The organism is Amycolatopsis sp. WAC 01416 (genome assembly GCF_003947485.1).
Classification (GTDB): Bacteria; Actinomycetota; Actinomycetes; order Mycobacteriales; family Pseudonocardiaceae; genus Amycolatopsis.
On sequence record NZ_QHHX01000007.1, the window covers coordinates 274,052 to 298,181 of the forward strand.

General features: G+C 68.8%; 22 protein-coding genes. 10 read left to right on the plus strand and 12 right to left on the minus strand.

Going from position 1 to position 24,130, the window contains the following annotated elements; translation table 11 throughout:
- Positions 1-167: 167 nt before the first annotated feature.
- From DL990_RS25105 to DL990_RS25115, 3 genes are read left to right on the plus strand one after another with little or no spacing between them, the layout of a single operon-like run.
- The gene (locus tag DL990_RS25105; protein WP_125800091.1) at positions 168-1,355 is read left to right on the plus strand and encodes a sensor histidine kinase; all 1,188 of its coding nucleotides are present in this window, start codon (positions 168-170) and stop codon (positions 1,353-1,355) included.
- Positions 1,352-1,978, plus strand: a complete 627-nt coding sequence (locus DL990_RS25110; protein ID WP_125800092.1) for a response regulator transcription factor — start codon at positions 1,352-1,354, stop codon at positions 1,976-1,978. The genes DL990_RS25105 and DL990_RS25110 overlap by 4 nt, the downstream gene beginning before the upstream one ends.
- Positions 1,979-1,988: 10 nt before the next feature.
- The gene (locus DL990_RS25115) at positions 1,989-2,864 is read left to right on the plus strand and encodes an alpha/beta fold hydrolase (protein WP_125800093.1); all 876 of its coding nucleotides are present in this window, start codon (positions 1,989-1,991) and stop codon (positions 2,862-2,864) included.
- Positions 2,865-2,879: 15 nt separating this feature from the next.
- On the opposite strand, the gene ddaH is transcribed toward DL990_RS25115, so the two are convergent.
- The 6 genes from ddaH to DL990_RS25145 all read right to left on the minus strand — a co-directional run bounded on the left by ddaH (position 2,880) and on the right by DL990_RS25145 (position 7,205).
- A complete protein-coding gene (gene ddaH / locus DL990_RS25120) occupies positions 2,880-3,680 on the minus strand; it encodes a dimethylargininase (RefSeq protein ID WP_125787412.1) in 801 nt (266 codons plus the stop codon).
- A gap of 22 nt (positions 3,681-3,702) precedes the next feature.
- Positions 3,703-4,365 (minus strand): DUF6875 domain-containing protein, encoded by a 663-nt coding sequence (locus DL990_RS25125; RefSeq protein WP_125787413.1) that lies wholly within the window; start codon positions 4,363-4,365, stop codon positions 3,703-3,705.
- The gene (locus DL990_RS25130) at positions 4,362-5,741 is read right to left on the minus strand and encodes an FAD-binding oxidoreductase (RefSeq protein WP_125800094.1); all 1,380 of its coding nucleotides are present in this window, start codon (positions 5,739-5,741) and stop codon (positions 4,362-4,364) included. Before DL990_RS25130 ends, DL990_RS25125 begins: the two co-directional genes overlap by 4 nt.
- Positions 5,741-6,064, minus strand: coding sequence for a hypothetical protein (locus DL990_RS25135; RefSeq protein ID WP_125800095.1), 324 nt, complete (start codon positions 6,062-6,064; stop codon positions 5,741-5,743). The genes DL990_RS25130 and DL990_RS25135 overlap by 1 nt, the downstream gene beginning before the upstream one ends.
- Positions 6,057-6,458 (minus strand): cupin domain-containing protein, encoded by a 402-nt coding sequence (locus DL990_RS25140; protein ID WP_199746583.1) that lies wholly within the window; start codon positions 6,456-6,458, stop codon positions 6,057-6,059. Before DL990_RS25140 ends, DL990_RS25135 begins: the two co-directional genes overlap by 8 nt.
- A 108-nt stretch (positions 6,459-6,566) precedes the next feature.
- The gene (locus tag DL990_RS25145; protein ID WP_233599043.1) at positions 6,567-7,205 is read right to left on the minus strand and encodes a response regulator transcription factor; all 639 of its coding nucleotides are present in this window, start codon (positions 7,203-7,205) and stop codon (positions 6,567-6,569) included.
- Between the two features lie 606 nt (positions 7,206-7,811).
- Here DL990_RS25145 and DL990_RS25150 point away from each other — a divergent pair.
- From DL990_RS25150 to DL990_RS25165, 4 genes are read left to right on the plus strand one after another with little or no spacing between them, the layout of a single operon-like run.
- Positions 7,812-9,089 carry a SidA/IucD/PvdA family monooxygenase gene (locus DL990_RS25150; protein WP_125800096.1) on the plus strand — a complete coding sequence of 426 codons (1,278 nt, stop codon included), beginning with the start codon at positions 7,812-7,814 and terminating at the stop codon, positions 9,087-9,089.
- Complete coding sequence (locus DL990_RS25155; RefSeq protein WP_125800097.1) at positions 9,089-10,615, plus strand: class I tRNA ligase family protein; 1,527 nt, start codon at positions 9,089-9,091, stop codon at positions 10,613-10,615. Before DL990_RS25150 ends, DL990_RS25155 begins: the two co-directional genes overlap by 1 nt.
- Entirely contained in the window at positions 10,615-11,649 is a 1,035-nt protein-coding gene (locus DL990_RS25160) for an FAD-binding oxidoreductase (protein ID WP_125787419.1), read from the plus strand. Before DL990_RS25155 ends, DL990_RS25160 begins: the two co-directional genes overlap by 1 nt.
- A 16-nt stretch (positions 11,650-11,665) precedes the next feature.
- Complete coding sequence (locus DL990_RS25165; protein ID WP_125800098.1) at positions 11,666-12,973, plus strand: NAD(P)/FAD-dependent oxidoreductase; 1,308 nt, start codon at positions 11,666-11,668, stop codon at positions 12,971-12,973.
- A gap of 226 nt (positions 12,974-13,199) precedes the next feature.
- Here DL990_RS25165 and DL990_RS25170 read toward each other — a convergent pair whose 3' ends face one another.
- The 5 genes from DL990_RS25170 to DL990_RS25190 all read right to left on the minus strand — a co-directional run bounded on the left by DL990_RS25170 (position 13,200) and on the right by DL990_RS25190 (position 19,873).
- Positions 13,200-14,456: an ATP-grasp domain-containing protein gene (locus DL990_RS25170; RefSeq protein ID WP_125800099.1), complete on the minus strand. Its 1,257-nt coding sequence runs from the start codon at positions 14,454-14,456 to the stop codon at positions 13,200-13,202.
- Entirely contained in the window at positions 14,449-15,708 is a 1,260-nt protein-coding gene (locus tag DL990_RS25175; RefSeq protein ID WP_125800100.1) for an acyl-CoA dehydrogenase family protein, read from the minus strand. Before DL990_RS25175 ends, DL990_RS25170 begins: the two co-directional genes overlap by 8 nt.
- Positions 15,705-17,021, minus strand: a complete 1,317-nt coding sequence (locus DL990_RS25180) for an acetyl-CoA carboxylase biotin carboxylase subunit family protein (RefSeq protein ID WP_125800101.1) — start codon at positions 17,019-17,021, stop codon at positions 15,705-15,707. Before DL990_RS25180 ends, DL990_RS25175 begins: the two co-directional genes overlap by 4 nt.
- Positions 17,018-18,277: an MFS transporter gene (locus DL990_RS25185; protein WP_125787424.1), complete on the minus strand. Its 1,260-nt coding sequence runs from the start codon at positions 18,275-18,277 to the stop codon at positions 17,018-17,020. The genes DL990_RS25180 and DL990_RS25185 overlap by 4 nt, the downstream gene beginning before the upstream one ends.
- 543 nt (positions 18,278-18,820) lie before the next feature.
- Positions 18,821-19,873: an aldo/keto reductase gene (locus DL990_RS25190; protein WP_125800102.1), complete on the minus strand. Its 1,053-nt coding sequence runs from the start codon at positions 19,871-19,873 to the stop codon at positions 18,821-18,823.
- A gap of 117 nt (positions 19,874-19,990) precedes the next feature.
- On the opposite strand from DL990_RS25190, the gene DL990_RS25195 reads away from it, so the two are divergent.
- Positions 19,991-20,830: a helix-turn-helix transcriptional regulator gene (locus DL990_RS25195; RefSeq protein WP_125787426.1), complete on the plus strand. Its 840-nt coding sequence runs from the start codon at positions 19,991-19,993 to the stop codon at positions 20,828-20,830.
- A gap of 60 nt (positions 20,831-20,890) precedes the next feature.
- Here the strand turns inward: DL990_RS25195 and DL990_RS25200 are convergent, their stop codons facing one another.
- Positions 20,891-22,015: a S1 family peptidase gene (locus DL990_RS25200; RefSeq protein WP_125800103.1), complete on the minus strand. Its 1,125-nt coding sequence runs from the start codon at positions 22,013-22,015 to the stop codon at positions 20,891-20,893.
- 208 nt (positions 22,016-22,223) lie between these two features.
- On the opposite strand from DL990_RS25200, the gene DL990_RS25205 reads away from it, so the two are divergent.
- Entirely contained in the window at positions 22,224-23,873 is a 1,650-nt protein-coding gene (locus DL990_RS25205) for a fatty acyl-AMP ligase (RefSeq protein ID WP_199746584.1), read from the plus strand.
- Positions 23,866-24,129, plus strand: coding sequence for an acyl carrier protein (locus DL990_RS25210; RefSeq protein ID WP_199746585.1), 264 nt, complete (start codon positions 23,866-23,868; stop codon positions 24,127-24,129). Before DL990_RS25205 ends, DL990_RS25210 begins: the two co-directional genes overlap by 8 nt.
- The last annotated feature ends 1 nt before the right edge of the window (position 24,130 follow it).

Below are 24,130 nucleotides of genomic sequence, written 5' to 3' on the forward strand. Positions count from 1 at the left end.
GGGGGGTGTTCGTTCCCCTTCGACTTTCCCGGCTGGGCGGGCCGGGCGAATCGGGAGAGTGGATGTCGATCGGACGCCGTGTGATGGGTAGCGGCATCAACCGAACGATTGATGCGGGACACCCCGCCTCCCCGCATACGATCATCGGCGACGAAGGGAGGACCGAGTTGAAAGCGCATTTCGGGGCGGCCACGCGGCTGAACGCCGCCATGCACGCCGGGTTCTTCCTGCTGCTGGCCGCGTCGGTGGCCAGGTTCGTCGCGGCGCACGGGTCGAGCGGCGGCACACCGCTGATCCTCGCGCTCACCGGCGCGCTCGCGCTGGTCTACGCGGCCGGGGTGCTGAGCTGGGCCGTGCTCGACCGGTGGCGTCCGGCGTGGCTGGCCACGGTGATCGCGATCTGGCTCGCGCTGGTGGTGGCGGCGCCGAGTTTCGCCTGGTGCGCGGTGCCGTTGTTCTTCGTCGGCCTGCAGGTGCTGCGCCCGCGGATCGTGGTCGTGGTGGTCGTCCTGCTGACCGTCGCGACCATCCTCGCCCAGCTGAGGATCGCGACCGAATTCGACCCGAGCATCGTGCTCGCGCCCATCGCGGTCGCGCTGATGGCCACGATGACCTTCCTGCAACTCCACCGCGACCGGTTCCGGCTGGGGGAGGCCGTCAAACAACTCTTGGGTGCCAGGGTCGATCTGGCGCAGAGCCAGCGCCTCGCCGGGATGATGCACGAACGGGAGCGGCTGGCACGAGAGATCCACGACGCCCTCGCGCAGGGGCTCTCGAGTATGCGGATGCTGCTCCAGGCGGCGCAGCGGTCGTGGGACACGGACCCGGAACTGGCGAAGGGCTACGTGTCCCGCGCCGTCGACGCGGCGGGCGACACCCTCGGCGAGGCACGCCGGTTCGTCAAAGGCCTGGGGTCGCCGCGGCTCGACGCCACCGATCTCGGCGAGACCTTGAAAGACCTCGCCGAACAGATCGGGTTCGCCGCCATGCACGCGGTGCGCTTCGAGATCAGCGGAGACCCGTATCCGCTGGCACCACAGGTGGAGGCCGGCCTGCTCAGGGTCGCGCAGGGAGCACTCGCGAACGTGAGTGAACACGCGGGCGCGAGAGAAGCCGCCGTCACGCTGACCTACCTGGCCGACAAGGTCGTCCTCGACATCCGAGACGACGGTGTCGGCTTCGATCCGGCTTCCGCACGCGCGAGCGGAGACCGGGGGAACGGGCTGCGGATGATCAGTGAGCGGGTCGCCGAACTCGGTGGTGAGATGGTCGTCGAGAGCGCGCCGGGCGAGGGCACCGCGCTCGCCGTCGCCGTGCCCACCGTGTCCGCCATGCCTGCGGGGGAGGTCCCATGACGATCCGGGTGCTGATCGTCGACGACCATCCGGTGGTGCGGGCCGGGATCGCGGCCCTGCTCGCCGGGGAGCCCGGTTTCGACGTGATCGGCGAATGCGCGGGCGCCGACGAAGCAGTGCAGTTCGCCACTGCCGAGAAGCCGGACGTCGTGCTGATGGACCTGCAGCTCGGCGACGGCCCGGACGGGGTGGACGCCACCGAGCGCCTGACCGCCCTGCCGGATCCCCCGAAGGTGCTGGTGCTCACCACCTACGACGCCGAACTGGACATCACCAGGGCGGTGGCCGCCGGCGCCACCGGCTACCTGCTCAAGGCGGGACCGCCCGAGGATCTCTTCCGCGGCATCCACGCCGCCGCACGCGGCGAAACCGCCATGGCACCCCAGGTGGCGGCCCGGCTCTTCGGGCACATGCGGGCCCCGGCACCCGCGCTGAGCCCACGTGAGACCGAGATCGTGCAGCTGGTGGCGGAAGGATTGACCAACCGGCAGATCGCCGCGCGCCTGTTCATCTCCGAAGCAACCGTGAAGACACATCTGGTCCACATCTACGACAAACTCGGCGTCGACAGCCGTGCCGGTGCGGTGGCCGTCGCCACGGAACGGAGGATCATCCGCAACTGAAGGAGCACCCATGTTCCAGCCGCAGTTCGTGGACGTCGACGACGTCACGCTCCACCTCCAGGCCGGCGGTCCCGAAACCGGTCCGGCGGCGCTGTTCCTCCATGGCTGGCCCGACCTCTGGTTCACGTTCGAGCCGCAGATGACCGCGCTCGCCGAGCGGGGTTACCGGGTACTCGCGCCGGATCAGCGAGGCTACGGCCTGTCGTCCAAACCCGGCCTGGTCGCCGACTACCGGATGCCCGAGCTGGTCAAGGACATCGTGCTGCTCATCGAACGGCAGCGGACGGAGCCGGTGCACCTGGTCGGGCACGACTGGGGTGGGGCGGTGGCCTGGATGGTGGCGATCGAACGACCCGACCTGGTCCGGTCGCTGACCATCGTCAACTGCCCGCATCCGCATGTCTTCGCCGAGGCACTGATCCGCAAACCCGCCCAGCTGCTGCGGAGCTGGTACATGGTTGCGTTCCAGATCCCCGGCCTTGCCGAGGCGGTCCTCGGTGCCCGTGACGGCGCGGTTCTCGCGGCGATGCTGAAACACGGCGCCCGGCTGAGCGCCGCCGACGTCGACCGGCACCGCGCCGCCTGGCGCCGGTCAGGGGCGATCCAGCGGCCCTTGTTCTGGTACCGCGCGCTGTTCCGGACGATCTCGACGTTCGACCGCGCCGTGCGCGCCGAACTCGACCGGCCGGTCCACGTGCCGACCCAGATCATCTGGGGACGACGGGACGGCGCGTTCAGCACGCGTCTCGTCGAACCCAGTGCGGCCTTGTGCGACGAATCCGAAGTGCACTGGCTCGACGCGAGGCACTGGCCGCACCACGAAGAACCCGAGCGTGTCACCGAGTTGCTGGAAACCTGGTTCGCCAGGCACGCGGACCGGACCTGATCCGGCCGGAGTTCCTCATGGGGCGGCGGGGCGGAGTTCCAGCGTGCAGCATTTGACACTCCCGCCGCCCTTGAGCAGCTCCGAAAGATCGGCGCCGATCGGTTCGAAGCCGCGCTCGCGCAGCTGGGCGATCAGTCCCGTCGCGGCCTGCGGCAGGATGACGTGCCGCCCGTCGGAGACCGCGTTCAGGCCGAACGCCGCGGCGTCGGCGGCCGAAGCGGTGATGGCGTCCGGGTACAGCTCTTCGAGCCGCTGCCTGCTTTCTTCGGTGAAGGCCTGCGGGAAGTACATGATCAGGTCGTCGTCCAGGACGGTCAGGGCGGTGTCCAGATGGTAGTAACGCGGGTCGGTCAAGGTCAGCCCCACCACCGGCACCCCGAAGAACTCGGCGCCCTCGTCGTGTGCGCGGCGGTCGGTGCGGAAACCCGAACCCGCCAGGATCCGGGAGCCCGCGACGAGGAAGTCGCCTTCGCCCTCGTTGTGCCACCGGGCCTGCCGCACATCGCGGTAACCGTGCTCGGTGAACCAGTTCAGGTACGCAGCGGATTCCCGGCGACGGTGCCGGTGGTGGAAATGCGCGACCAGCACCTTGCCGTTCACCACGGTGGCACCGTTGGCCGCGTACACCATGTCCGGCAGACCCGGCACCGGATCGAGCAGGTCCACCCGGTGGCCCAGTTCGACGTAAAGGTCGCGCAGCCATTCCCACTGGGTGATCGCGAGCCGGGCGTCGGTGGGTTTGCCGGGATCCATCCACGGGTTGATCGAGTACTCGACGTCGAAGTACGCCGGCCGGACCATGAGGTAGTGCCGCATAAGTGTTTTCCCCCGGGGGTGATCAGGCTGTCTGCAAGGATTTCTTGGTGCCCACCAGCCTGCTGACCAGCTGGTCGCGGATGCGGGGCGGGATGTCCGGGGCGAACCGCCGGAGGTAGCTTTCGGCGTGCACCGCGTCGTCCATCAGGAACGGCAGGTCGAAGACGACCAGTTTCCGGATGGCCAGCAACGGCACCGGCGCGCGCAGCGCCTTGAACTTCTCGTTCCACAGGCCGGGCTGTTCGCAGACCGGATGGAACTGCCCGATCATCAGGCCGTCGTTGACGAACTTGTCCTTCGCCTCACGCTGCAGATCGTCCAGCCCTGTCGCGTCCTGATAGTCCAGTTGCGGCAGCACGAGGAGGATCGTCAGCAGTTCCCGGTCCGCGGGCGAGGTCCTGACGGAAAGCCTTTCATACCAAGAACGCAGGCTCTCGATCGCGTCGCGGACGTCGGTCTCGCCATTCGTGGTGGTCAGCGCCGCCAGATGGAATAGTCCTTTGTGGATCGATGGTTGCGTGTACGGGCACACCGGTCCGTTCCGGCCCAGTTCCGGATGCGGCGACACCAGGTAGCGGCCCGCCCAGGCCAGGATCTCCTGGGCGTAGGGCCGATGCTCCGCCGGCATCGCGCCGTTCTCGACCTCGGCCGCCGTCCAGATGAGGACCTTGTCGTCGCCGATCATGATCCGATGCTTTGCGAGAAGGTGAAGACGCCGTCGGGGTCGACCCGATCCTTGATCGCCTTCAGTCGTGGGTAGTTGACGCCGTAATAGGCGGTGCGCCAGTCTTCGAGATCCGGGTCGATGAAGTTCTGGAAGGCGCCGTCGGACACATACGGCGACAACGCGTCGGCCAGTTCCGCCAGCCAGCGGAGGTTGGCGTCGACCACGGCGGGCTCGTCGTTCTCGGCCCACGAAGTGTCCATGGACAGCAAGAAGAGCGCGTTCCGGTGGGCGAACGCGGTCTCCGTCGCGCCCACGCGGTTGATCGCGCCACCCCAGGAGAACAGGGCCGCGCCACCGCCGTCCGGGTTGCCGCTGGGGGGCAGGCGGTCGACGAACGACAGCATCGTGGCGATCGCCTCGTCGGGCAGTGGCTCGGTGACGATGTTGGTCCGTACCGAGAACGCGCCCTCCGCGGTCTCGTGCAGAAGGTCGTCCTTGGCCTCCCAGAAGGTCCGGTCCGCGAGATCCATGCGGATCGGCCGGGCGACGGACAGCACGGGGTCGAGGATCTCCCGCAACTCCTCGGCCGTGCCGAGATGCTGCCCGATGGCGGACACGACGGCGTCCGACTCGCCAGACTTGCTGACGCCGATCCGGACCGCGAATTCGTCCGGCGCCCGCCGCGCGACCTCCTGCAGCACCGAAAAGACCTTCGGCGCGTCGGCGCGGTCCCACAGCAGCAGGTAGCTGGCGCAGTCCGCCACCGGCCTCGCCTGGAAGGTGAAGGACACGTTGATCCCGAAGTTCCCGCCGCCGCCACCGCGGCAGGCCCAGAACAGGTCGGCGTTGTCGTCCGCGTCGCACCGCAGAACCCGCCCGTCCGCGGTCACCACCGTGGTCGCCACGAGCGCGTCCGCGGTCAGCCCGAACGCGCGGGAGGTGGCCCCGCACCCGCCGCCGAGGGTGAGTCCTGCGATACCGACGGAGGCTCCGTTGCCCAGCGCGAATGCCATTTCGCACGGCTGGATGGCGGCGTAGACGTCCGCCATCCGCGCGCCGCCCGCGACCGTCACGAGCCCTGTCGACCCGTCGGCGGTCACGGTGTTCATCGGGGAAAGGTCGATGACCAGGCCGGTGTTGACCGAATGGCCCGCGTAACTGTGCCCGCCACAACGGGCGACGACGTCGACGCCGGTGTCGCGCGCCCATTCGATGGCGGTTCGTACGTCGGCGGTGTTCGTCACGGAGACGACACCGCGTGGGGTGATTTCCGCGAACCGTTTGTTGAACGGCACGCTGGCGTCGCGGAACCCGGACTCTCCGGGGCGCCGCACGCGGCCTGCCACGGCGTGGTCGAGGCGTCGCCAGTCCGCGTCGGATGGGCTGCGGAACACTAGCTCACCTCGTCGAGGTAGGAGACGCCGGTGGCGGCGTGCGGGCCGTAGCGCTCCCACACCTCACGCAGGCGGAGGTGGCCGTCTTCGGTCATCTCCGGCGTGTTCACCGTGTGCCCGCAGATCACCTCACCGGTGGCGAGCACGAGGGTGTATCCCAGGTGCAGGGCCCCGTTCTCCCGCTGGGCGCCGGTGATCGACCCTCGCCGCACCTCGCCCCCGGCGAACTCGGACCAGACGACGACGCCTTCTTGCCGGTACACGGCGATCGCTTCGGCGTCGCCGCCCGCTTTGCGGAATTTCCGCCCGTCGTAATCAATCATGGGACTCGGCCCGGGAGATCTCGTGGGAGACGAACTCGTCCGACATCGACCGGTCCCACCAGATCGCGTAGTAGGAGAAGTCCTCGTCGTGATCGTTGACGAGGTTGTGTTCGATCCCCGGTTTCAGGAATACGAGGTCGCCGGCCACGAACTCGTGCCGCTTCTCGCCGGCGATCACCGCGGCCTTTCCGGTCATTCCGATGAAGATCTCGTGTTCGTGGTGGGCGTGGGACACCGATACGTCACCGGGGCGAAGGACACACCAAGCCCCTCGAAACGGTGCTGTCAAACCGTTCCATGGATAAAGCAGCTTCATCTCCAAGCCGTAGGCCCGCGTCAGGTTCTCGTGTTCCAGCCTGCGGATGTCCACGACGGCGAGGTCTTGGTCAGTCACATCCCACTCCGATCAGCATGCTTTTCCATCTCCGGCGTTCGGTGCTGATCGAGGCTATGTTCGGCCGTCTTCCCGGAGATAGGGGAACTATTCCCGATTACCGGTGAATCAGCCGCGGCCGAGACCCGCGTCCCGCGCCAGCACGATCGCCTGTGCCCGGTCGGCCACTCCGAGTTTGCCGAAGACCGCGGAAACACGATTGCTGATGGTCTTCTGCGCAAGCGCCAGTTCGCGGGCGATGGCGCCGTTCGATTTTCCCGCGGCGACGCGGTCGAGCACTTCCCGTTCTCTGGTCGTCAGCTGGGGAAAGGGGTACGGCTCCGGTCCGCCCGCCGACCGCATCAAGGCGCTGAACCGGCAGGCGATCGCCTTGCCGACGATCGCCTCGCCCGCGGCCACGACCTGAACGCCGCGGACGACCTGGTCCAGATCGGTGCCCTTGATCAGATATCCGCGCGCGCCCGCCTGGAGCGCCGATCTGATGGCGGAGTCGTCGTCGGCCGTGCTCAGCACCAGGATCCGGGTGTCCGGTGCGACGCGGGACACCCGGCTCACCACGTCGATGGCCGCGGCCTCGCCGAGCTGAGGGTCGACGACCAGTACGTCCGGCCGGTGCCGGAAGGTTTCCGCGATCGTGGCGTTCGCCGTGGCCGCTTCACCGATGACGACGATGCCGTCGACGAGTTCGAGCGCGGAGCGGACCCGGTAGCGAACGGCCGGTTGGCTGTCGGCGAGGAATACCGTCACCCATTCGGTGTCGGTATTTTCTTCACCCCTGTTTTGTTCGGGCAACAGGCGCGCGGTGCGCCGCTGGTCATGGAGTTCCGCCGGCCACAAACGGGCGGTGTTACCGACACTGACGTGATTGTTCATCATTTTCCCCTATGCCTGCCGCTACTGAGCCTGCCTGATCGGCTCCGTTCGGTGAAGTGCGATGAAGGTGCCTGCTCGACCGTGCCGGGGATGGGGCTCGCCGGCCGCGAGAAGAGTCTATGCACTAGGTATCGAACGGATCCATACGACCGTTATGGACAATTGATCGCAATCAATTTTTTCGCTGGTGCGGACCTGGTCGGTCAAGAGGGAAGAAGCGGCGTGCTTTCGGTACTCGGCCGAATGCGGCAACGTGCCGCTACCTTATGGGGCAGACGGCGGAGCCTCTTGGGGTAGCGGAGAGGCCGGCCAGGTGGTCTCCCGGAAAAGGGGGAATTTATCCCTATCGCCGGGCGGTCTTTTGTGCAGAAGCGGATGACCTTGCCGAGATTCCCGGTTCGGCGGGAAAAGCGACCCTGTTGCCGGGGAAATGTCGATCCTTAGTGTCGGCAACCTATTCTGGACGAACGGGGTGTATCTGTGACTGAAATACAGGTGGGTTTGCTGGCGATCGGTGCCGGACCGGCGAACCTGGCGCTCGCGGTGGCCATCGAGGAGTCCGGGAATCCGGAGCTCGCCGAGCAGACGCTGCTGCTGGAGCAGAGCCCGGACATCAAATGGCAACGCGATCTGCTGATGCCGTGGGCACGCAGCCAGGTCTCCTTCCTCAAGGATCTGGTGACCCTGCGCAACCCGCGCAGCAAGTTCTCGTTCCTCAACTTCCTGTACCAGGAGAATCGGCTCGACGAGTTCGTCAACCTGGGCACCTTCCACCCGTTCCGCTGGGAGTTCTCCGACTACCTGCAGTGGGTCGCGAAGTCGCTGGACAAGGTCCGCATCCGGTACGACGCCAGGGTCCAGCGCATCGAACCCGTACGCGGCACCGACGGATCGATCACCGGCTGGACCGCGACGCTCGCCGGAGGGGACACGATCCACTGCCGCGATCTCGTCGTGGGCGGCGGCCGGGACGCGAACGTGCCGGACGTCTTCGCCGACCTTCCGGCCGACCGGATCATCCACAGTGCCCAGTACCGGCGCCGGATCGCGGAGCTGCCGCCGGACGCCCCGCTGCGCGCCGTCGTGGTGGGCGGGGCGCAGATCGCGGCCGAGATGTTCATGGCACTGCACGACAATCTGCCCAACAGCACCCGCACCATGATCGTGCGTTCGATCGGCCCGCAGAACTACCAGACCAGCAAATTCGTCAACGAGCTGTTCTTCCCGTCGTTCGTCGACCGCTTCTACGACAGCCCGGCCGACATCCGGGAGCAGATGCTGGACGAGATGCGCCTGACCAACTACGCCGGGGCGGCCCCGCCGTTCCTCGACCACATGTACACCACGCTCTACCAGCAGCGCGGTCTCGGCGTGCAGCGTTCGCACGTGCGCACCCTGACCGAGGTGGTCGGCGCCAGGATCGAAGACGACGAGATCGTCCTCGATCTGCGTGATCGGACCAGCGGCAAGGTTGAGGCGTTGCAGTGCGATCTGGTGCTCCTCGGCACCGGCTACGACCAGCGGATGCCCGCGATGGTGCGCGACCTGGCCGACAGCGTCGGCCTCGCGGAGATCTCGGTCAGCCGTTGCTACCGGGTCGATCTCGGCGATTCCGCTTGGGGCGCGGTGTATCTGCAGGGCGTCAACGAGGCGACGCACGGTATCGCCGACTCGCTGATCAGCGTGCTGGCCCATCGTTCCCGTGACATCGTCGGCGATCTGCTCGCGCGCCGCGGCGCCGAGTCGAGGACCGCCTGATGAACCGGCTGGTGGTGATCTCGCCGGCCCCGACGGCGAACGGCGATCTGCACCTCGGCCATCTCGCCGGACCGTTCCTTGCCGCCGACGTCTGCGCCCGGTACGCCCGCGCGACCGGCACGGAAGCCCTCTACGGCACCGGCATGCACTTCACCCAGAACTACATCGTCACCGCTGCCGCGCGGCTCGGCGTGGCACCGGAAGACCTGCGGGAACGCTCCGCGGAGCAGGTGCGGCAGACGTTGGCCGCGATGGGGATCGAGGTCGACGGGTTCGGCTGCATCGGTGACAGGTTCACCAAACTCGTCATGGACTTCTACGATCGCCTGCACGGGATGGGCAGGCTCGAGCTGCGGACCGTGCGTTTCCCGTTCCTGCCGAGCACCGGCGAGTACCTGATGGACGCCTACGTCAGCGGCGGCTGCCCGTTCTGCCTCGCCGACGGGTACGCCGGGATCTGCGAGAGCTGCGGGCTGCCGGTCGCCCCGGGTGACCTGATCGAGCCGCGTTCGACGCTGCGCCCGGACGAGAAGTTGGAGTACCGGGAGGCGGACATCCTCGTCTTCCCGGTGGAGCGGTACCGCGCGGAACTGGAGGCGTACTTCGCCCGGATCCCGATGCGGCCCGGGATGGCGCGGCTCATCGAGTCCGCGATGGCGGGGCCGCTGCCGGACTTCCCGATCACCCAGCCGACGTCGTGGGGTATCCCGGCGCCGTTCCCCGAGGTGCCAGGGCAGGTCATCTATCCGCATATGGAGGGCATGCCGTGGAGCATGTTCACCACCGCGCTGGCCGCCGAGAAACGCGGCGCGGTGCTGACCGCGGACGACGAGCTGTGGCGGGAGGACTCCGGTTCGACCGTGGTGTACTTCCTCGGCCTGGACGCGACGTACCCGTTCGCGGTCGTGGGCACGGCGATGCTCACCGCGCTCGGCGGCCATGTGCTGCCGGCGCAGTACGTCACCAACGAGTTCTACGAGCTGGCCAACGAGAAGTTCTCCACCAGCCGCGGACATGTGGTGTCCGGCCGCGAACTGGCCGCCGAGGTGCCGCGCGATCTCATCCGCTTCCATCTCTGCGCCACCAGCCCCGAATACCAGCGCACCGACTTCACCCACGAGGCGCTGCTCCGGGTCAGCGAGACCCGGTTGACCGGGCCGTGGAACCGGATCGCGGCGGTGGTCGACGAGTGGGTGGACCGTGGCCCGCTGCCCGTCTCCACCGACGCGCGGCGGACGGCGAAGCGGATGACCGAGCGGTTCACCGACGGCTACGGGCTCGAGCGGTTCAGCCTGACCGCCGTCGCGTCGACGCTCGCCGAGCAGCTGGGACGGCTGGACCGGCTGGCCGCCGCGACGACCGCCGAGACCGCGGGCGACCTCTGCCACCAGGTGAACGTGTTCCTGCGCTGTGCCGCTCCGATCCTGATCGATCTCGCCGCGGCCGCGCTGCCCGACACGACGTTGCCAGGGCAGGTGGACGCGGACACGGTCGTCGCCGAGAAGTTGCCGCGGCTGGCCGTCTGATGGCCTCGGTCGCCGTCGTCGGCGCGGGCGTGACCGGATTGGTGACCGCGATCGGCTGCGCGCGGGCGGGCCACCGCGTCACCGTGTTCGACCGCGGTCCCGTCCCGAATCCCGCGTCGGCGTCGTCCGACCAGCACCGCGCCCTGCGGGTGCTGCGTCCGGACGACGTCGACGGGACCCTGCGGATGGCCGAGGCCCGCCGTCGGTGGCTGGAGCTGGAATCGTTGCTGCGGACGGAGATCTTCCGGCCGGTCGGCGTGGTCACCGCGGGCGTCCCGGACGAGCTCGCGTCGATGTTCGACACGGCGAGCCGCGCCGGGCTGCCCGCGGTCGCCGTGTCGCCGGACGCCTTGGCGCCCGTGGTGTTCCCCGCCGGGACCGCCGGGGTGCTCGACGTGGGTGCCGGCGTGCTGCTGGCGGAACGGTTCCTGCGCGCGGCGGCCGAATGGCTCGCCGCGCATCCCGCGGTGACCTTGCGGCCGCGATGCGCCGTCGTCGATGTCGACGAGCATCGGGTGTCCGCGGCCGACGGGACCGTGGTGGACGCGGATCTCGTGCTGGTCGCGGCGGGACCGGGGAACACCGAACTGGTCGAGCGGCCCGTCACGCTGTACCGGCAGACCATGGTCTACCTGCGGCCGCCGCGGGAGCTGGCTGGCTGGTGGACGTCGGCCCCCGGCGTCGGCCGGATCGGTGCGGCCCGCACGGCCTGGCTCCTGCCACCCGGCGGGGGCACCCTGCTCAAGATCAGTTCGGACGCGGTGTGCCGGGAGGTCGCGGCCACCACGGAGCGGGAACGCGGACCGTGGGCGGATCGGCTGCTCGCCGAGCCGATCCTCGCCGGCGCCGCGGACTACGCCGTCGTCGCCGTGCGGGACTGCCACTACGCGGCCGATCCCGTCGGCGGCGGCCCGATGCTCGTCCGGATCCGCCCGTCGGTGTGGGCCCGTCCCGCCTGCGGTGGCACCGGATTCGCCACCGCGCCGCTCGTCGCCGAGGAGATCCTCGGCGCTGTCATGGAGGTCAAGGCTTGAACAAGGGGAGTGCATAGTGGAGTTCACGATTGTGGGCGCCGGGATGGCGGGCGCGTTCCTGGCGCTTTCGCTGGGTAGGCAAGGGCATACGGTGACGGTGTACGACCGCAGGCCGGATCCTCGCGAGACCGCCAGCGCCGCCACGTCCATGAACCTCGGGCTTTCCCGGCGTGGCCTGGCGGCGCTGGATCGCCTGGGGTTGTCGGACGAGGTGAGACGGCTCGTGGTGCCGATGCGCGGGCGGATGCTGCACAACCCCGATGGCGGGCTGCGGTTCTCGGCCTACGGCGAAGGCGGCATCCTGGCCATCCAGCGCCAGGACCTGAGCGCGGTCCTCGTGGACGCGGCCAGCCGGGTGCCCGGGGTGCGGTTCGTTTTCGACACGCGGTGCACCGGCATGGACCGTGACCTGCCCTCGGTGTCCTTTGTAGACCCCGACGGGCGGGCGCTCGTGGTGAAGCCGGATGTCGTGGTGGGTGCGGACGGCGCGTTCTCGGCCGTCCGCCGCTCCATGCACCACGAACAGCGCGCGGAGTTCTCGCAGCGCTACCTCGAATGGGGCTGGCGGGAACTCCACATCCCGGCGGCCGCGGACGGCGGCCATCGCATGGCCGACGACGTCTTCCATCTGTGGCCTCGCGGCGACATCATGATGTTCGCCCACCCCAACCGCGACGGTTCCTTCACCTGTTCCTGTGTCCTGCCGTTCCGCGGCCCCCACGGTTTCGACTCGCTGAAGACGGCTGAGGACGTGGAATCCTTGTTCCGCCGCCATTTCCCCGACGTCCTGTCGCTGGTCCCCGACCTCGGCGAGGAGTTCCTGCGGAGGCCCACCTTCAATCTCGTCACCGTCAGCACGGCCCCGTGGATCCACGAGGGGAAGGTGGTGCTGATCGGGGACGCTTGCCACGCCGTCTATCCGTTCCTGGCCCAGGGCATGAACTCGGCCTTCGAGGACGCGTTGGAACTGACGGACAGTCTCTCCCTCCACCCGGGCGACACGACGGCGGCGCTGACGAGGTACTACACCCGCCGCAAGCCGAACACCGACGCGCTGGCGGACATGTCCCACCGCAACTTCGCCGAACTCCGCGACACCGTGCGCTCGCCGGCGGTCCGCCTGGAACGCGCCTGCGACACCGTGCTGGAGAAAGTTCTCCGGCACCGCTGGATGCCGCTGCACGCGATGATCACCAACACCACCGTTCCGTACGCCAAGGCCTTGCGGCGGGCTACCCGCCAGCACCGGATCCTGAAGTACTCGGGTGCCGCGGTCGTCGCGGCCGGTGCCGCCGCCGCGGCCGCCCGCCGACTCCGCCGCTGACCGTCCACAGTGGAAGCGCGTGAAGGCCCCCTTCCCTCGGCTCAGCCGAGGGAAGGGGGCCTTCACGCGCTCAAGTTGTGACCCGGTCGCGGGGACGTTTTCCGTTCCGTGAAGGGCCCCTTGAGGGACCCAGAGTCCCTCAAGGGGCCCTTCACGGAACGACGATCCGGAGCCGGCAGAAGGCCCCCGACCGGACACTCGTCCGAGCGCCGGGCCGCGCCGAGTCTCAAGGCTCCGGGGTGACCTCGATACGGATCAGGCCCGCGGCCTTTTCCGCGCGCTGCAACGCTTCGGCGGGGCTGTCCGCGACGGCCATCACCAACCCCGTCCGGTCCCACGAGCTGCGCAGCCCGGTGAACCGGTGGCCAGGCTCGACCTGGATGTCCACCAGGAACACGCCTTCCACCTGCCGGGCCTGATCGAGCCCGAGGACGGCGTCGATCACGCCCGGCTCCATCGGGACGAACCGGACGGCGGCGCCGCCCTTGGCGAGGCGAGGCAACTCGGGCAGCATCTCGCCGCGCATCATCGCCACGTAGGAACGCAACAGCTCCATCGAGTAGGCGCGGTCGATGACCTCCATGATCCCGTCACCGGCGATCCGGCCGGCGCATTCCACCAGATACGGCCGTCCGTCGGAGACGATCCACTCGCAGTGCAGGATGCCGTCGGCGAATCCGACCGCCTCGACGACCTGACAGGTCAGTTCCGCGAGCTCCTCGGTGAGGTCGCCGGGAATGTCGGCGGGCACGATATGGGCCAGCTCCACCGGCCGCGGGCCGGGATAGAGCTGTTTGCCGGTGACGTTGGCGAACAGCTGCCGCCCGTCGCGGACGAGCATCTCGACGCTGTACTCGGGGCCTGGCACGTACCGCTCGACCAGCATGGACAGTTCCATCGGCCGGTCGGGGACGAAGATGCCCTCGTCCTGTTCGACACAGCTCGCCCATGCCCCCTCGACCTCGCCAGGGTCACGGATGATCTGCGTGCCGACCGCGGCCTGCCGGTTCGCCGGTTTGAGCACCACCGGGCCGGGATGGGCGCGCAGGAACGCCAGCACGTCCTCCGGAGAGGTCACGGTGGCGCTCTCCGGATTGGCCAGCCCGGCGGCCGCGCTGACCTTCCGCAGCATCGCCTTGTCCCGCAGGATCTGCGCGGCACCCAGGGTCGCGCCCGGCAGGCCGTAACGTTCGGCGAGCCGGGCGGCGAACGGGGTGGCGTACTCGATCAGCGGGATCACCGCGGCCGGGTCCAGGTCCGGATGGGCGACGTAGAACTCGTCGGCCGAACCGGGCCGGGCGTGTTCCCAGCCGATCAGTGCACCGACCAGGGGAGACCCGGCGAGCCTCGTGCGCAGGTCCCGTTTGCGGATGACGTCCGGCTCCTCGACGAGGATGACCGAACCGCCGGGTTCGGTGCCGGTCAGTGCCATCAGCACTGGCGTCACGAACCCGACGATCAGGATGGGCCGCTGCTCACGCATCGGACTCGGTCTTGGGCTTGTCGACGATGCCGAGCATGAACCGCATGGACGGCTTGGCACCGACCAGATGCGCGCCGACCGTCTGGGTGACGCGGTCCCGCGCGGTCGGGTGCATGGCCATGGTCATCGAGTCGCGCAGCCACCGGTTCATCGGGTCGCCCGACCGGATGGCCGCGGTGCCGAGCAGATCACAGAGCCGCTGCACGACCCGCTTCGACATCTGGAAGGCCTGCCAGCCGGTCAGCGCCGGAGCGACCCGCTCGTCGGGCGTGAGATCGTCCAGCGTGCCGGTGCCGTCGGCGGTGACCTCCCATTGGCGCTGCAGCGCCTGGTAAACGCCGGCCCGTGTCGTGCTGTAGTCGGCCTCGCATTCGGCAAGGGTGATCTGGATGCGCTCGTTGTCCTTCCAGGCCACGCCGCTCATCCGCCACGGCGAGCCCTTCAGCATGTCGACCCGTTCCATGGTGAGGCCGCGGACGTAGTCCAGCGCAGCCCTCGCCACGCCGAGCGGGACGCCGCACATGCTGCGCTGGATCACGTCCGGCTGTACCAGCGGTCCATTGGGGACCTGCGGGTTGTCGAAAGTCAGGGTGTGGTTCTCCGGTACGAAGACGTCCGTGATCGTGTAGTCGCTGCTGCCGGAGCCGCACAGGCCGAGGGTGTACCAGTTGTCGACCGATTCGATCTGGTCGCCGGGCACCATGAACAGCCGCGACTCGTGCGGGTTGCTGCCGTCCGGGCTGGCGTAGGGCTCACCGTTCTCGAACACCATGGCCCCGGAGGCCACCCAGTCGGCGTGGGTCGAGCCGCTGCCGAAACTCCAGCGTCCGGTGAGCCGGTAGCCGCCGGGGACACGTTCCGCGTGCCCCGTCACGGGGAGCACACCGGCGGAGTGCATGTCGATGCTGGTGAACATCCGGCGGGCTTCGTCCTGGTCGAGGAAGTTGGCGTGCAACCCGATGTCCGAGCCGAGTTTGGCGCACCAGCCGACGGACGCGTCGCCGTACGAAAGCGCTTCGATCACCTCGGTCTGTTCCATCGAGGTCATCTCGGGGCCGCCCCAGTCCCGGCTGAAACCGATCCGGAAGACACCGGCGTCGCGCAGCAACTCGACCACGTCCGCGGGCAGGCTCCGGTTCTTTTCGATCTCCGCCGCCCGCTCGCGCAGGATCGGTGCGAGCGCCTTCGCGTTCGCGAGGATCTGAGCGCCGGTCAGCGGCCTGTCGGTGCGGACGGGTTCGGTCATGGTCATGCGGAAACTCCCTCGTGTTCGTCGACGTCGAGCAGCCCGGCGGGCATCTCGAACGCGGTACCGGGTGCTGGTGGGTTCACCGGATCGGCGTCGACCCGCACCAGTGCGGCCGCCGCGTCCAGTCGCCGGGCGCAGGTGTCCCGGTCATCGGCTTCGCACACCACGAACGAATGCCGGGCGATGTAGCCGCCGGGTGGCAGCCGCAGGGTGGTCCCCGGGTCGACCATCGGCGACGCGACGACCAGGCCCGGCGCTTCGGCGGGGACCGTGACTTCGTGGACCAGGCAGTCGTGAGCCGGGTAGCCGAACCGGATCCCGGCGACCGCGTGCCGGGTCGGGGCGATGACCGGCCGTCGCCCGGTCGCCACGGCGAACAGGATCTCGCCGGGGTCGAGACCGGTGGCGGTCCGGCCGAGGAACGGGATCAGGTCACCGCCGAGACGCCCGTTGATCTCGATGATCAGCGGGCCGCGGTCGGTCAGCCGGACCTCGGAATGGGTGATGCCGTCCTCCACGCCGAGCGCGCGATGCGCCCGCGCCAGGACGTCCATCAGTTCGGTGTCGTGCAGCAGCGGATCGCCGGCGTCGACGACGTGCCCGATCTCCTCGAAGTACGGCTGGTCGCCGGTTTCCTTGCGGGCCACGAACATCGGCAGGTATTCGCCCTTGTACACGGCCGCGTCGATGCTGATCTCGGGCCCGGCGACGTAGCCCTCCACGATCGCGCCGCCGCCGTAGCGGCTCTGGTCGACGGTGGCGGCGCCCATGGCGACCCCGAACGCGGCGTCCACTTCGGACTCGTCGGCGGCGTACACCACGCCGATGCTCGCGCCCATCGCCCTCGGCTTGAGCACCACCGGGTACCCGATCCGGGCGGCCTCGGCGCGGGCCTCGTCGAGACCGGTGGTCAAGGCGTATCCCGGCTGCGGCAACCCTTCCGCGGTCAGCACGGTGCGGGTGCGGTTCTTGTCGCGGCAACCGCGGACGCCGTCGACGCTCAACCCGGGGACCCCGAGTTCGGCGGCGAGCTCACCCGCGGCGAGCACGACCGGCTCGTCCCAGCACATCAGGCCGGCGATCCGGTGCCGTCCGGCGACCTCACGGGCGGCGGCGAGCATCTCGTCCGCGTCGAACACGTCCGTGTGGACGATCTCGTCGAAATACGCGTGCTGCCAAGTGGGTTTGAGATTGTTCAGCAGCACCAGGCCGAGTCCGGCCTCACGGGCGCACCGATGGATGGACGAGACCAGGTACTCGCGGTACAACTTCAGGCCGCTGCCGATGATCAGCAGGACACCGTTGGATTCGTTCATGGTCGCTCTCCCACGACTTCCGGCTCGGGTTCGGCCACCTTTTCCGCCACGGGTGGTTGTTTGAGGCCGTAGATGTGCATCGATCCGGCGATGACGGACAGCACCGCGCAGAAGCCCCAGAACCCCGGGCCGCCGAATTCGCTCCAGAGAAACAGCCCCAGTACCGGCCCGATCGTCGCGGCCACCCCGGACAACGTCTCCTTCGTCGCGATGTAGCGGCTTCTCAGCTCCACCGGGAAAGTCGCCGGATGGGAGGCTGTGCTCGGTCCGTGGATCATCAGCCCGGACACCGCCAGCAAGGCACCGGCGATCACGAAGAACTGATGCTGCGCGATCAGCCCGTAGAGCGCGAATCCCAGCGCGCTCACCAGGTTGCCGAACAGACCGGCGAGATTCTTCGGGATCCGGACGATGTAGGTGGTGATCTTCAGTTCACAGGTGATCAGCACGACCGAGGAGATCACCAGCACCGTGCTGTACAGCCCCACCGGATACCCGGCGTCGACGATGTTCAACGGCAGCACCGCGACCCAGCCGGCGTAGATCATCATGCCGAACAGGCCCGCCACCAGATAGCACAGGAACCGGGTGTCCCGGATCATCGTCGCGTACACCGCGCGGGCGCTCAGCGCGGGAGGAGCGTCTGCTTTGGACTCTTGCGGGGTATTGCTTCCCTTCGGCAGCAACACGAACGCCAGCAACGCCCACAGTGCCGCCGTCATCCCGTCCAGCCAGAACAGCAGATCCCAGTTCACCTGGATGACCACGGCGGCGATCAGCGGCGCCACGGCCGCGCCGATGTTCAGCGCGATGCGCATCATCGAAAAGCCCATGACCTTGTGCTCTTCCGGCATGTACTCCGCGAGTAGCACCGCGGCCGCCGGCCGGTACGCCTGGATCGCCAGCCCGGACAGCGCGACCGCCGTGACCAGTGCCCAAGGCGTGCCCCGGACCAGCGGGATCGACGCGACGAGCGGTGCCGCGCACGTCATCACCGTCACGATCGTCGCGCGGCCACCGAACCGGTGGGTCAGCTCGCCGCCGAGCATGGCGCCGAAGATCGCCCCGACGCTGTACGCGGCGAGGCAGACCCCGGCGAAACCGACCGAGGTGCCCCGGAACGTCAGGTACAGGATCAGGAACGTCTGGACGAACGCGCCCAGCTGGTTGACCAGCACGCCGCCGAGCAGATACCTGACGGGGGCCGGGGTCGACCGCAGTACCGCGAAGACGCCGGTCCTCGTGGCGCCGGTCATGCGGACCCGCCCGCCTTCGCCCGGCCGCCGATCGCCGATACGTCGACTTCTCGCTCAGTCACACATCCTCCAGAGTCGGATACCCGCGGTGGTTCACGAGACTTACCGGCGCGGGTCGGAGTCCATGGGGGGTGCCGACGTGGCCGACCGGTGACCGAAGGCTAATTTCGGATCTTTCCCGGCAGGTAGGGGAACTGTTCCCGTCGGTTCGGGAATCTGGCGCGCGGCGGGGTCGTGAGTGGCGATGACGGTTATTGAGGGGTAAGGCAATCACGGCGTGCCGCAGCCTCGTTCAGTGCTCCCGACGTAGCTCGGCCCCGCCTCCGACGTTGCGAAAGCCACTTTCGCAACACTGAAGGTTGCGAAAGTGGCTTTCGCAACACGCCACGATCGTCCTACCGCTCAGTAGAACCCGAATCGCCACTCACGACCCCCTGAGAACGCTCACCGGTCCGTGAAGGCCTCCTTGCCTACCCTGAAGGTAGGGAAGGGGCCCCTCACTACCCGCCGATGTTGTCCCTGGTGGCGCCGAGACCCGTGAAGTCAGCGGCGCGGTTCGATCGTCATGTCGCCGCGCGTCAGCGCGAGGGTCGTGTCACGGGCGAGCAGGTCGTGCGGGAAGCCGAGTTCGATCGCGCTCGCCGCGTCGAGGCGGGCCAATTGCGAGGTCGTGAACTCGACGTCCAGCGCGCCGAGGTTGTCCTCCAGCTGGGCGGGGGTGCGGGCGCCGATGATCGGTGCCGTCACGCCCGGGTTCCGCAGGGTCCACGCGAGCCCGATCTGGGCGGGTGTGCGGCCGAGTTCCGCGGCGACCTCCTTCACGACGTCCACGATCGCGAGGTTGCGTTCGGTGAGCGTGCCCAGGGCGAGGTTGAAGTTCTTGCGGGTGCCGTCCTCGGCCGGGGCCAAGTCGTCGCGGTCGTACTTCCCGGTGAGCACGCCGCCCGCCAGTGGCGACCAGGGGACCACCCCCAGCCCCATCTCGCGTGCCATGGGGATCAGGTCGCGTTCCCCGGTGCGCTCGATCAGGTTGTACTCGATCTGCAGCGCGACCAGCGGCGACCAGCCGCGCAGGTCGGAGATCGCCTGCATCCGCGACACCTCCCAGGCCGGTGCGTTGGAGATCGCCACGTACAGGACCTTGCCCTGGCGGACCAGATCGTCCATACCGCGCAGGATCTCCTCGACCGGTGTCGTGAAATCCCACAGGTGCAGGTAAAGCAGGTCGATGTAGTCCGTGTTCAGCTGCCGCAGGCTGGCTTCCACCGACGCGAACAGGCTCTTGCGCTGGCCGCCGCCGGAATTCGGGTCGCCGGGGCGGCGCAGTGTCGTGTATTTGGTCGCCAGCACGAGGCTTTCGCGGTTGTCTCGCGCGAATTCGCCCAGCAGCCGCTCGGAGCTGCCGTCCGTGTAGGTGTTGGCGGTGTCGATGAAGTTGCCGCCGCGATCGACGTAGTGATCGAACAGCTTGCGTGCCTCGTCCCGCCCGGCGCCCCAGCCCCATTCGGTGCCGAAGGTCGCCGCGCCCAGCGCCAGCGGGGAGACCCGCAGCCCGGACCGGCCCAGCAGCCGGTAGGTGTCGAGGGTGAGTGACATCGTGTCCTCCTGTACTCGTGATCCGTGGTCGAAGACGAGTCTGCGACCGCCGCGAGCAGGGGTTAAGGGAGAGGACTTCCTGGGAACAGCGGTCCCACCCTCGCTGTTGGACCGGGCATGACGACCTCCACCGTGGACACGACACAGGAGCTGGCCGCGTTCCTGCGGACCCGGCGCGAACGCCTGGACCCGGATGCGTTCGGGCTGCCGTCGCGCCGCCGGTCCCGGCGGACCCCGGGGCTGCGCCGCGAGGAGGTCGCCGAACTGGCCGGGGTCAGCATCGACTACATCGTGCGGTTGGAGCAGGCTCGCGGGCTGCGGCCCTCGGCGGACGTCGTGGAGGCGCTGGCCAGTGCATTGCGCCTGGCCCCCGACGAACGCGCCTACCTCTTCGACCTGGCCCGGCAGCGTCCCCGCAACGACGGCAAGCTCGCGACCACCGCGGCGCCGCCGCTGGCCCGGCTGGTCGCCGACCTGTCACCGCTGCCCGCCATGCTGATGAACCACCGTTACGACATCCTGGCCTGGAACGACGAAATGGCGAGGCTCCTGGTGGATTTCGATACCTTGCCGCCCTCGCAGCGCAATTCGATGTGGCTGTGCCTCAAACATCCCGAGATCCGCGAGTTCTACGCGGACCGTGAACGTCTCGTCCGGGAGGGGATCGCCCACCTGCGCGCCGCGTGGGCCGCGCATCCGGACGATCAGGCCCTGACCGAGCTCATCGCCGAATTCACCGCCGACGAGGAATTCGCGAGGTTGTGGGCCGAACGTGACGTGAAGGTCAACGGCCGCGGGCGCAAGGTGATGCGGCATCCCGAGGCCGGCGAGCTCGAACTGCACTACGAGGTGCTCACGCCACTGCAGGATTCGGATCAGCTGCTGGTGATCTACCGCGCGCTGGCCGAAGAGAGCCGCTCGGCGCTGGACCGGTTGTTCGCCACCTCACGTCGGTGAGGCGGGCGCAGGCGTGGCCTTCCACCGCCGAAACGGTGAAAGGCCACGGGTGGTGTGACGTCAGGCGGTGACGAGCGACAGGCCGTAGGTCTGCAGGATCTCGTTCACCGGCTGGAACCAGGTTTCGCCGCCGGAACCGCAGTTGCCCCAGCCGCCGGAGGTGACGCCCTGCGCCTGGTCGCCGGTGATGAAGGAGCCACCGGAATCGCCGGGTTCCGCGCAGACGTTGGTGCGGGTCATCTGGTGCACCGCGCCCTGCGAGTAGTTGACCGTCTCGTTGTGCCCCAGCACGGTGCCGCAGTGCCAGTGCGTGGTCGAACCGGACCGGCACACCGAGGTGCCGACCGGCGCGACCCACGATCCGCGGACGAGCGCGTCGCTCACCGTGCCCCAGCCGAGTACGACCGGTGCGGTCCACCAGCCGTTGCCGATCCGGATGAACGCGTAGTCGTTGCCGGGGAAGGAAGAACCGGCGAAGCTGCCCATGGCCGAGCCGTCCCAGCCGACGACCGGACTGCCGTTGCCGCCGCAGTGGCCGGCGCTGACGAATCCGCCGTGGACGGAGAAGCCGATCGAGCAGCGGGTGTTCCCGTTGATGTAGTACGGGTCACCGCCGACGGTGCCGGCCGCGAACGGTTCGGCCTTGGGGGCGGTGACCACCGTGACCGGACCGGATTTCCTTGCCCTGGCGAGGAATTCGTCGACGTCGGAGCCGTGTGCGCCCGGGCGGACGGCGACCACGACACTGCCGCTGCGCGGGTCGGCACGCCAGCCGCTGACGGCGGCGGGGGCGGGCCGGGTCTTGGTCGAGGAGTCGATCTCGGCCTTCGCCGCGTCGAGCCGGGCCGCGCTGATCGCGACCGCGGTGGGTTCGGCACCGGCTTGCCGGACGGCGGCGGCCGCCGCGGGATCGGTCACGCCGACGACGAGTGCGCCGCGTGCCGGGTCGAACCAGGCGCCGCCGAACGCCGCGCCGGCGGCCCGCTGGGCCCCGGGCAGCACCCGGGAGGCGGTCATTTCCTGGGTGAGCCGGGTCGAGGCCTGCGCGGCGGTGAGCCCCAGGTCCCGCTGCATGGCGGCGATCAGTCCGGGGGAAGCCTGCGCGATCGGGGCGAGGGCGGCGGAAGTGAGACTCGCGGTCAGGACGGCGGCGCCGCCGATTGCCAGGGCGATTCTTCGACGCATGGTCTAGTCCTCCAAGGCCGGGGGAAAGAAACACACTGCCCGCCGAGTGTGCGGCCGAGGTCGGCGAAAGGGCGAGGAATGTCCGGTCTTCTGTCCGGAATTCACAAGAGCGAATGCCGGCGGATCGCGCCGAGGATCGTCTACTTAGGACGGTCGGTCACGCGGGCCGTCCGAGCGCCCTCCCGGCGGTTCCAGTACGTTGCCGGATATGACCGCGTCGCCGGAGGATGTGCCGGAACAGGTGCTGCGCACCTCGATCGTCGAGCGGCTGTTCGCTCGCGAAGCCGACCCGCGCCCGCTGTTCACGCATCAGGACCACGGCGCCGGTCTGGACCATACGGTCACCTGGACGGAGTTCGTCTCCCGGGTGCGAGTGGTCGCCGGGGCACTGCGCCGGGTCACACGGCCGGGTGATCGCGCCGCCGTGCTCACCGGTCAGGACCTGAATTACCCGTTGGCGTTCTTCGGGGCGCTCGCCGCCGGCCTCGTGGCCGTACCGTTGATGGCTCCGGGCAGCCCTGCCCAGCGAGGCAGGCTCACCGGTGTGCTGGCGGACTGCGACGCGAAGGTGTGGCTGACCTCCGCTGCCGCAGCCGTGAAGGTGCGCGAGGCCGGGACACCTGAGCAGCTGATCGTGGTCGACGAGGTCTCCGGACCGGGCATCGATCCGCTCCCTGTCGCCCCTGAGAGTCCCGCCTACCTGCAGTACACGTCCGGGTCGACCCGGGAGCCCGCCGGTGCCGTCATCCCGCACCGGGCGGTCGCCGCGGCGTGCTGGCAGGCGAGTCGCGCCTACGCCGTCGACGAGGGTACGACCTGCGCCGGCTGGATCCCGTTCTTCCACGACATGGGCCTGATCCAGCTGCTCTGCCTGCCGGTTCACGCGGGAGCGCGATCGGTGTTCATGTCGCCCGCCGAATTCGTGCACCGGCCCGTGAGATGGCTCCGCCAGCTCGCCGATCACCCGGCCGTGTTCACCGCCGCGCCGAACTTCGCCTTCGACCTGGCCGTCGAAGCCGCCGGCGAGGCCGGTGACGAGCTCGACCTCTCCGGCGTCCGGGTCGCGCTCAACGGCGCCGAGCCGGTCCGGCCGCGTACGGTCGCGCGTTTCCAAGAAGCCTTCGGCCCGCGCGGATTCCGGCCGGAAGCGCATCGTCCGTCCTATGGCCTGGCCGAGGCCACTGTGTACGTCGCGAGCGCGGGCGCCGAAGGACCACGGGGCGCGGTGTTCGACAGGGAGGCCCTCGCGCAGGGCCGGGCGATCGAGGTGCCCGAGGGCCAGGAGCTCGTCTCGGTCGGCCGTCCGCTCGGACAGCGGGTCCGGATCGTCCGCGACGGGGTGGCGCGGCCCGACGGCCTCGCCGGGGAGATCTGGATCCACGGACCGAACGTCGCCGCGGGATACTGGGGCCCGGTCGTCGCCGGCGCGTTCGCGGGCGAACTCGACGGCCTCGGCGGCTGGCTGCGCACCGGTGACCTCGGCGTGTTCCACCGCGGCGACCTCTACATCACCGGCAGGCTCAAGGACCTCATCGTCATCGACGGCCGCAATTTCCATCCGCAGGACATCGAAGCGGTGGCCGGGGAAGCGCATCCGGCGATCCGCCGCGATCGTGTCGCCGCCTTCGGAATCTCGGACGAAATGGGCGAAGGGGCGATGTTGGTAGCCGAATGGGCAAAGAACGCCGAAGCCGATGTCAAAGAAGTCACCAGAGTGGTATTGCGCGCGGTGTCACGGGAACATGATCTGACGTTGCGATCGGTCCGTCTGGTTCCCTCCGGTGACCTTCCGCGCACTTCCAGTGGCAAGGTCGCGCGTGCGGCGGCGAGGGCGCGTTATAGTCGGCCCCGTGGGTGATCACCGCGCGGAGGTCGTGAAGGTCGTCAGCGAGACTTTTCGGCTTGATCCCGCCGAAATCGAGTTCGACGCACCACTCGAAGAGCTGGGCATCGACTCCAAGGGACGGATAAGACTCCTGTCGGCGCTGGAGATCTACCACGACGTGAGAATTGATCTGGACCAGCTGGACCGGTTCACCGACATCGGGTCGGTGGCCGAAGTCCTCGCAGAGGCACTCGGCGGTAATGCCGGTGGATCCGACGAAAGGCGCTGAA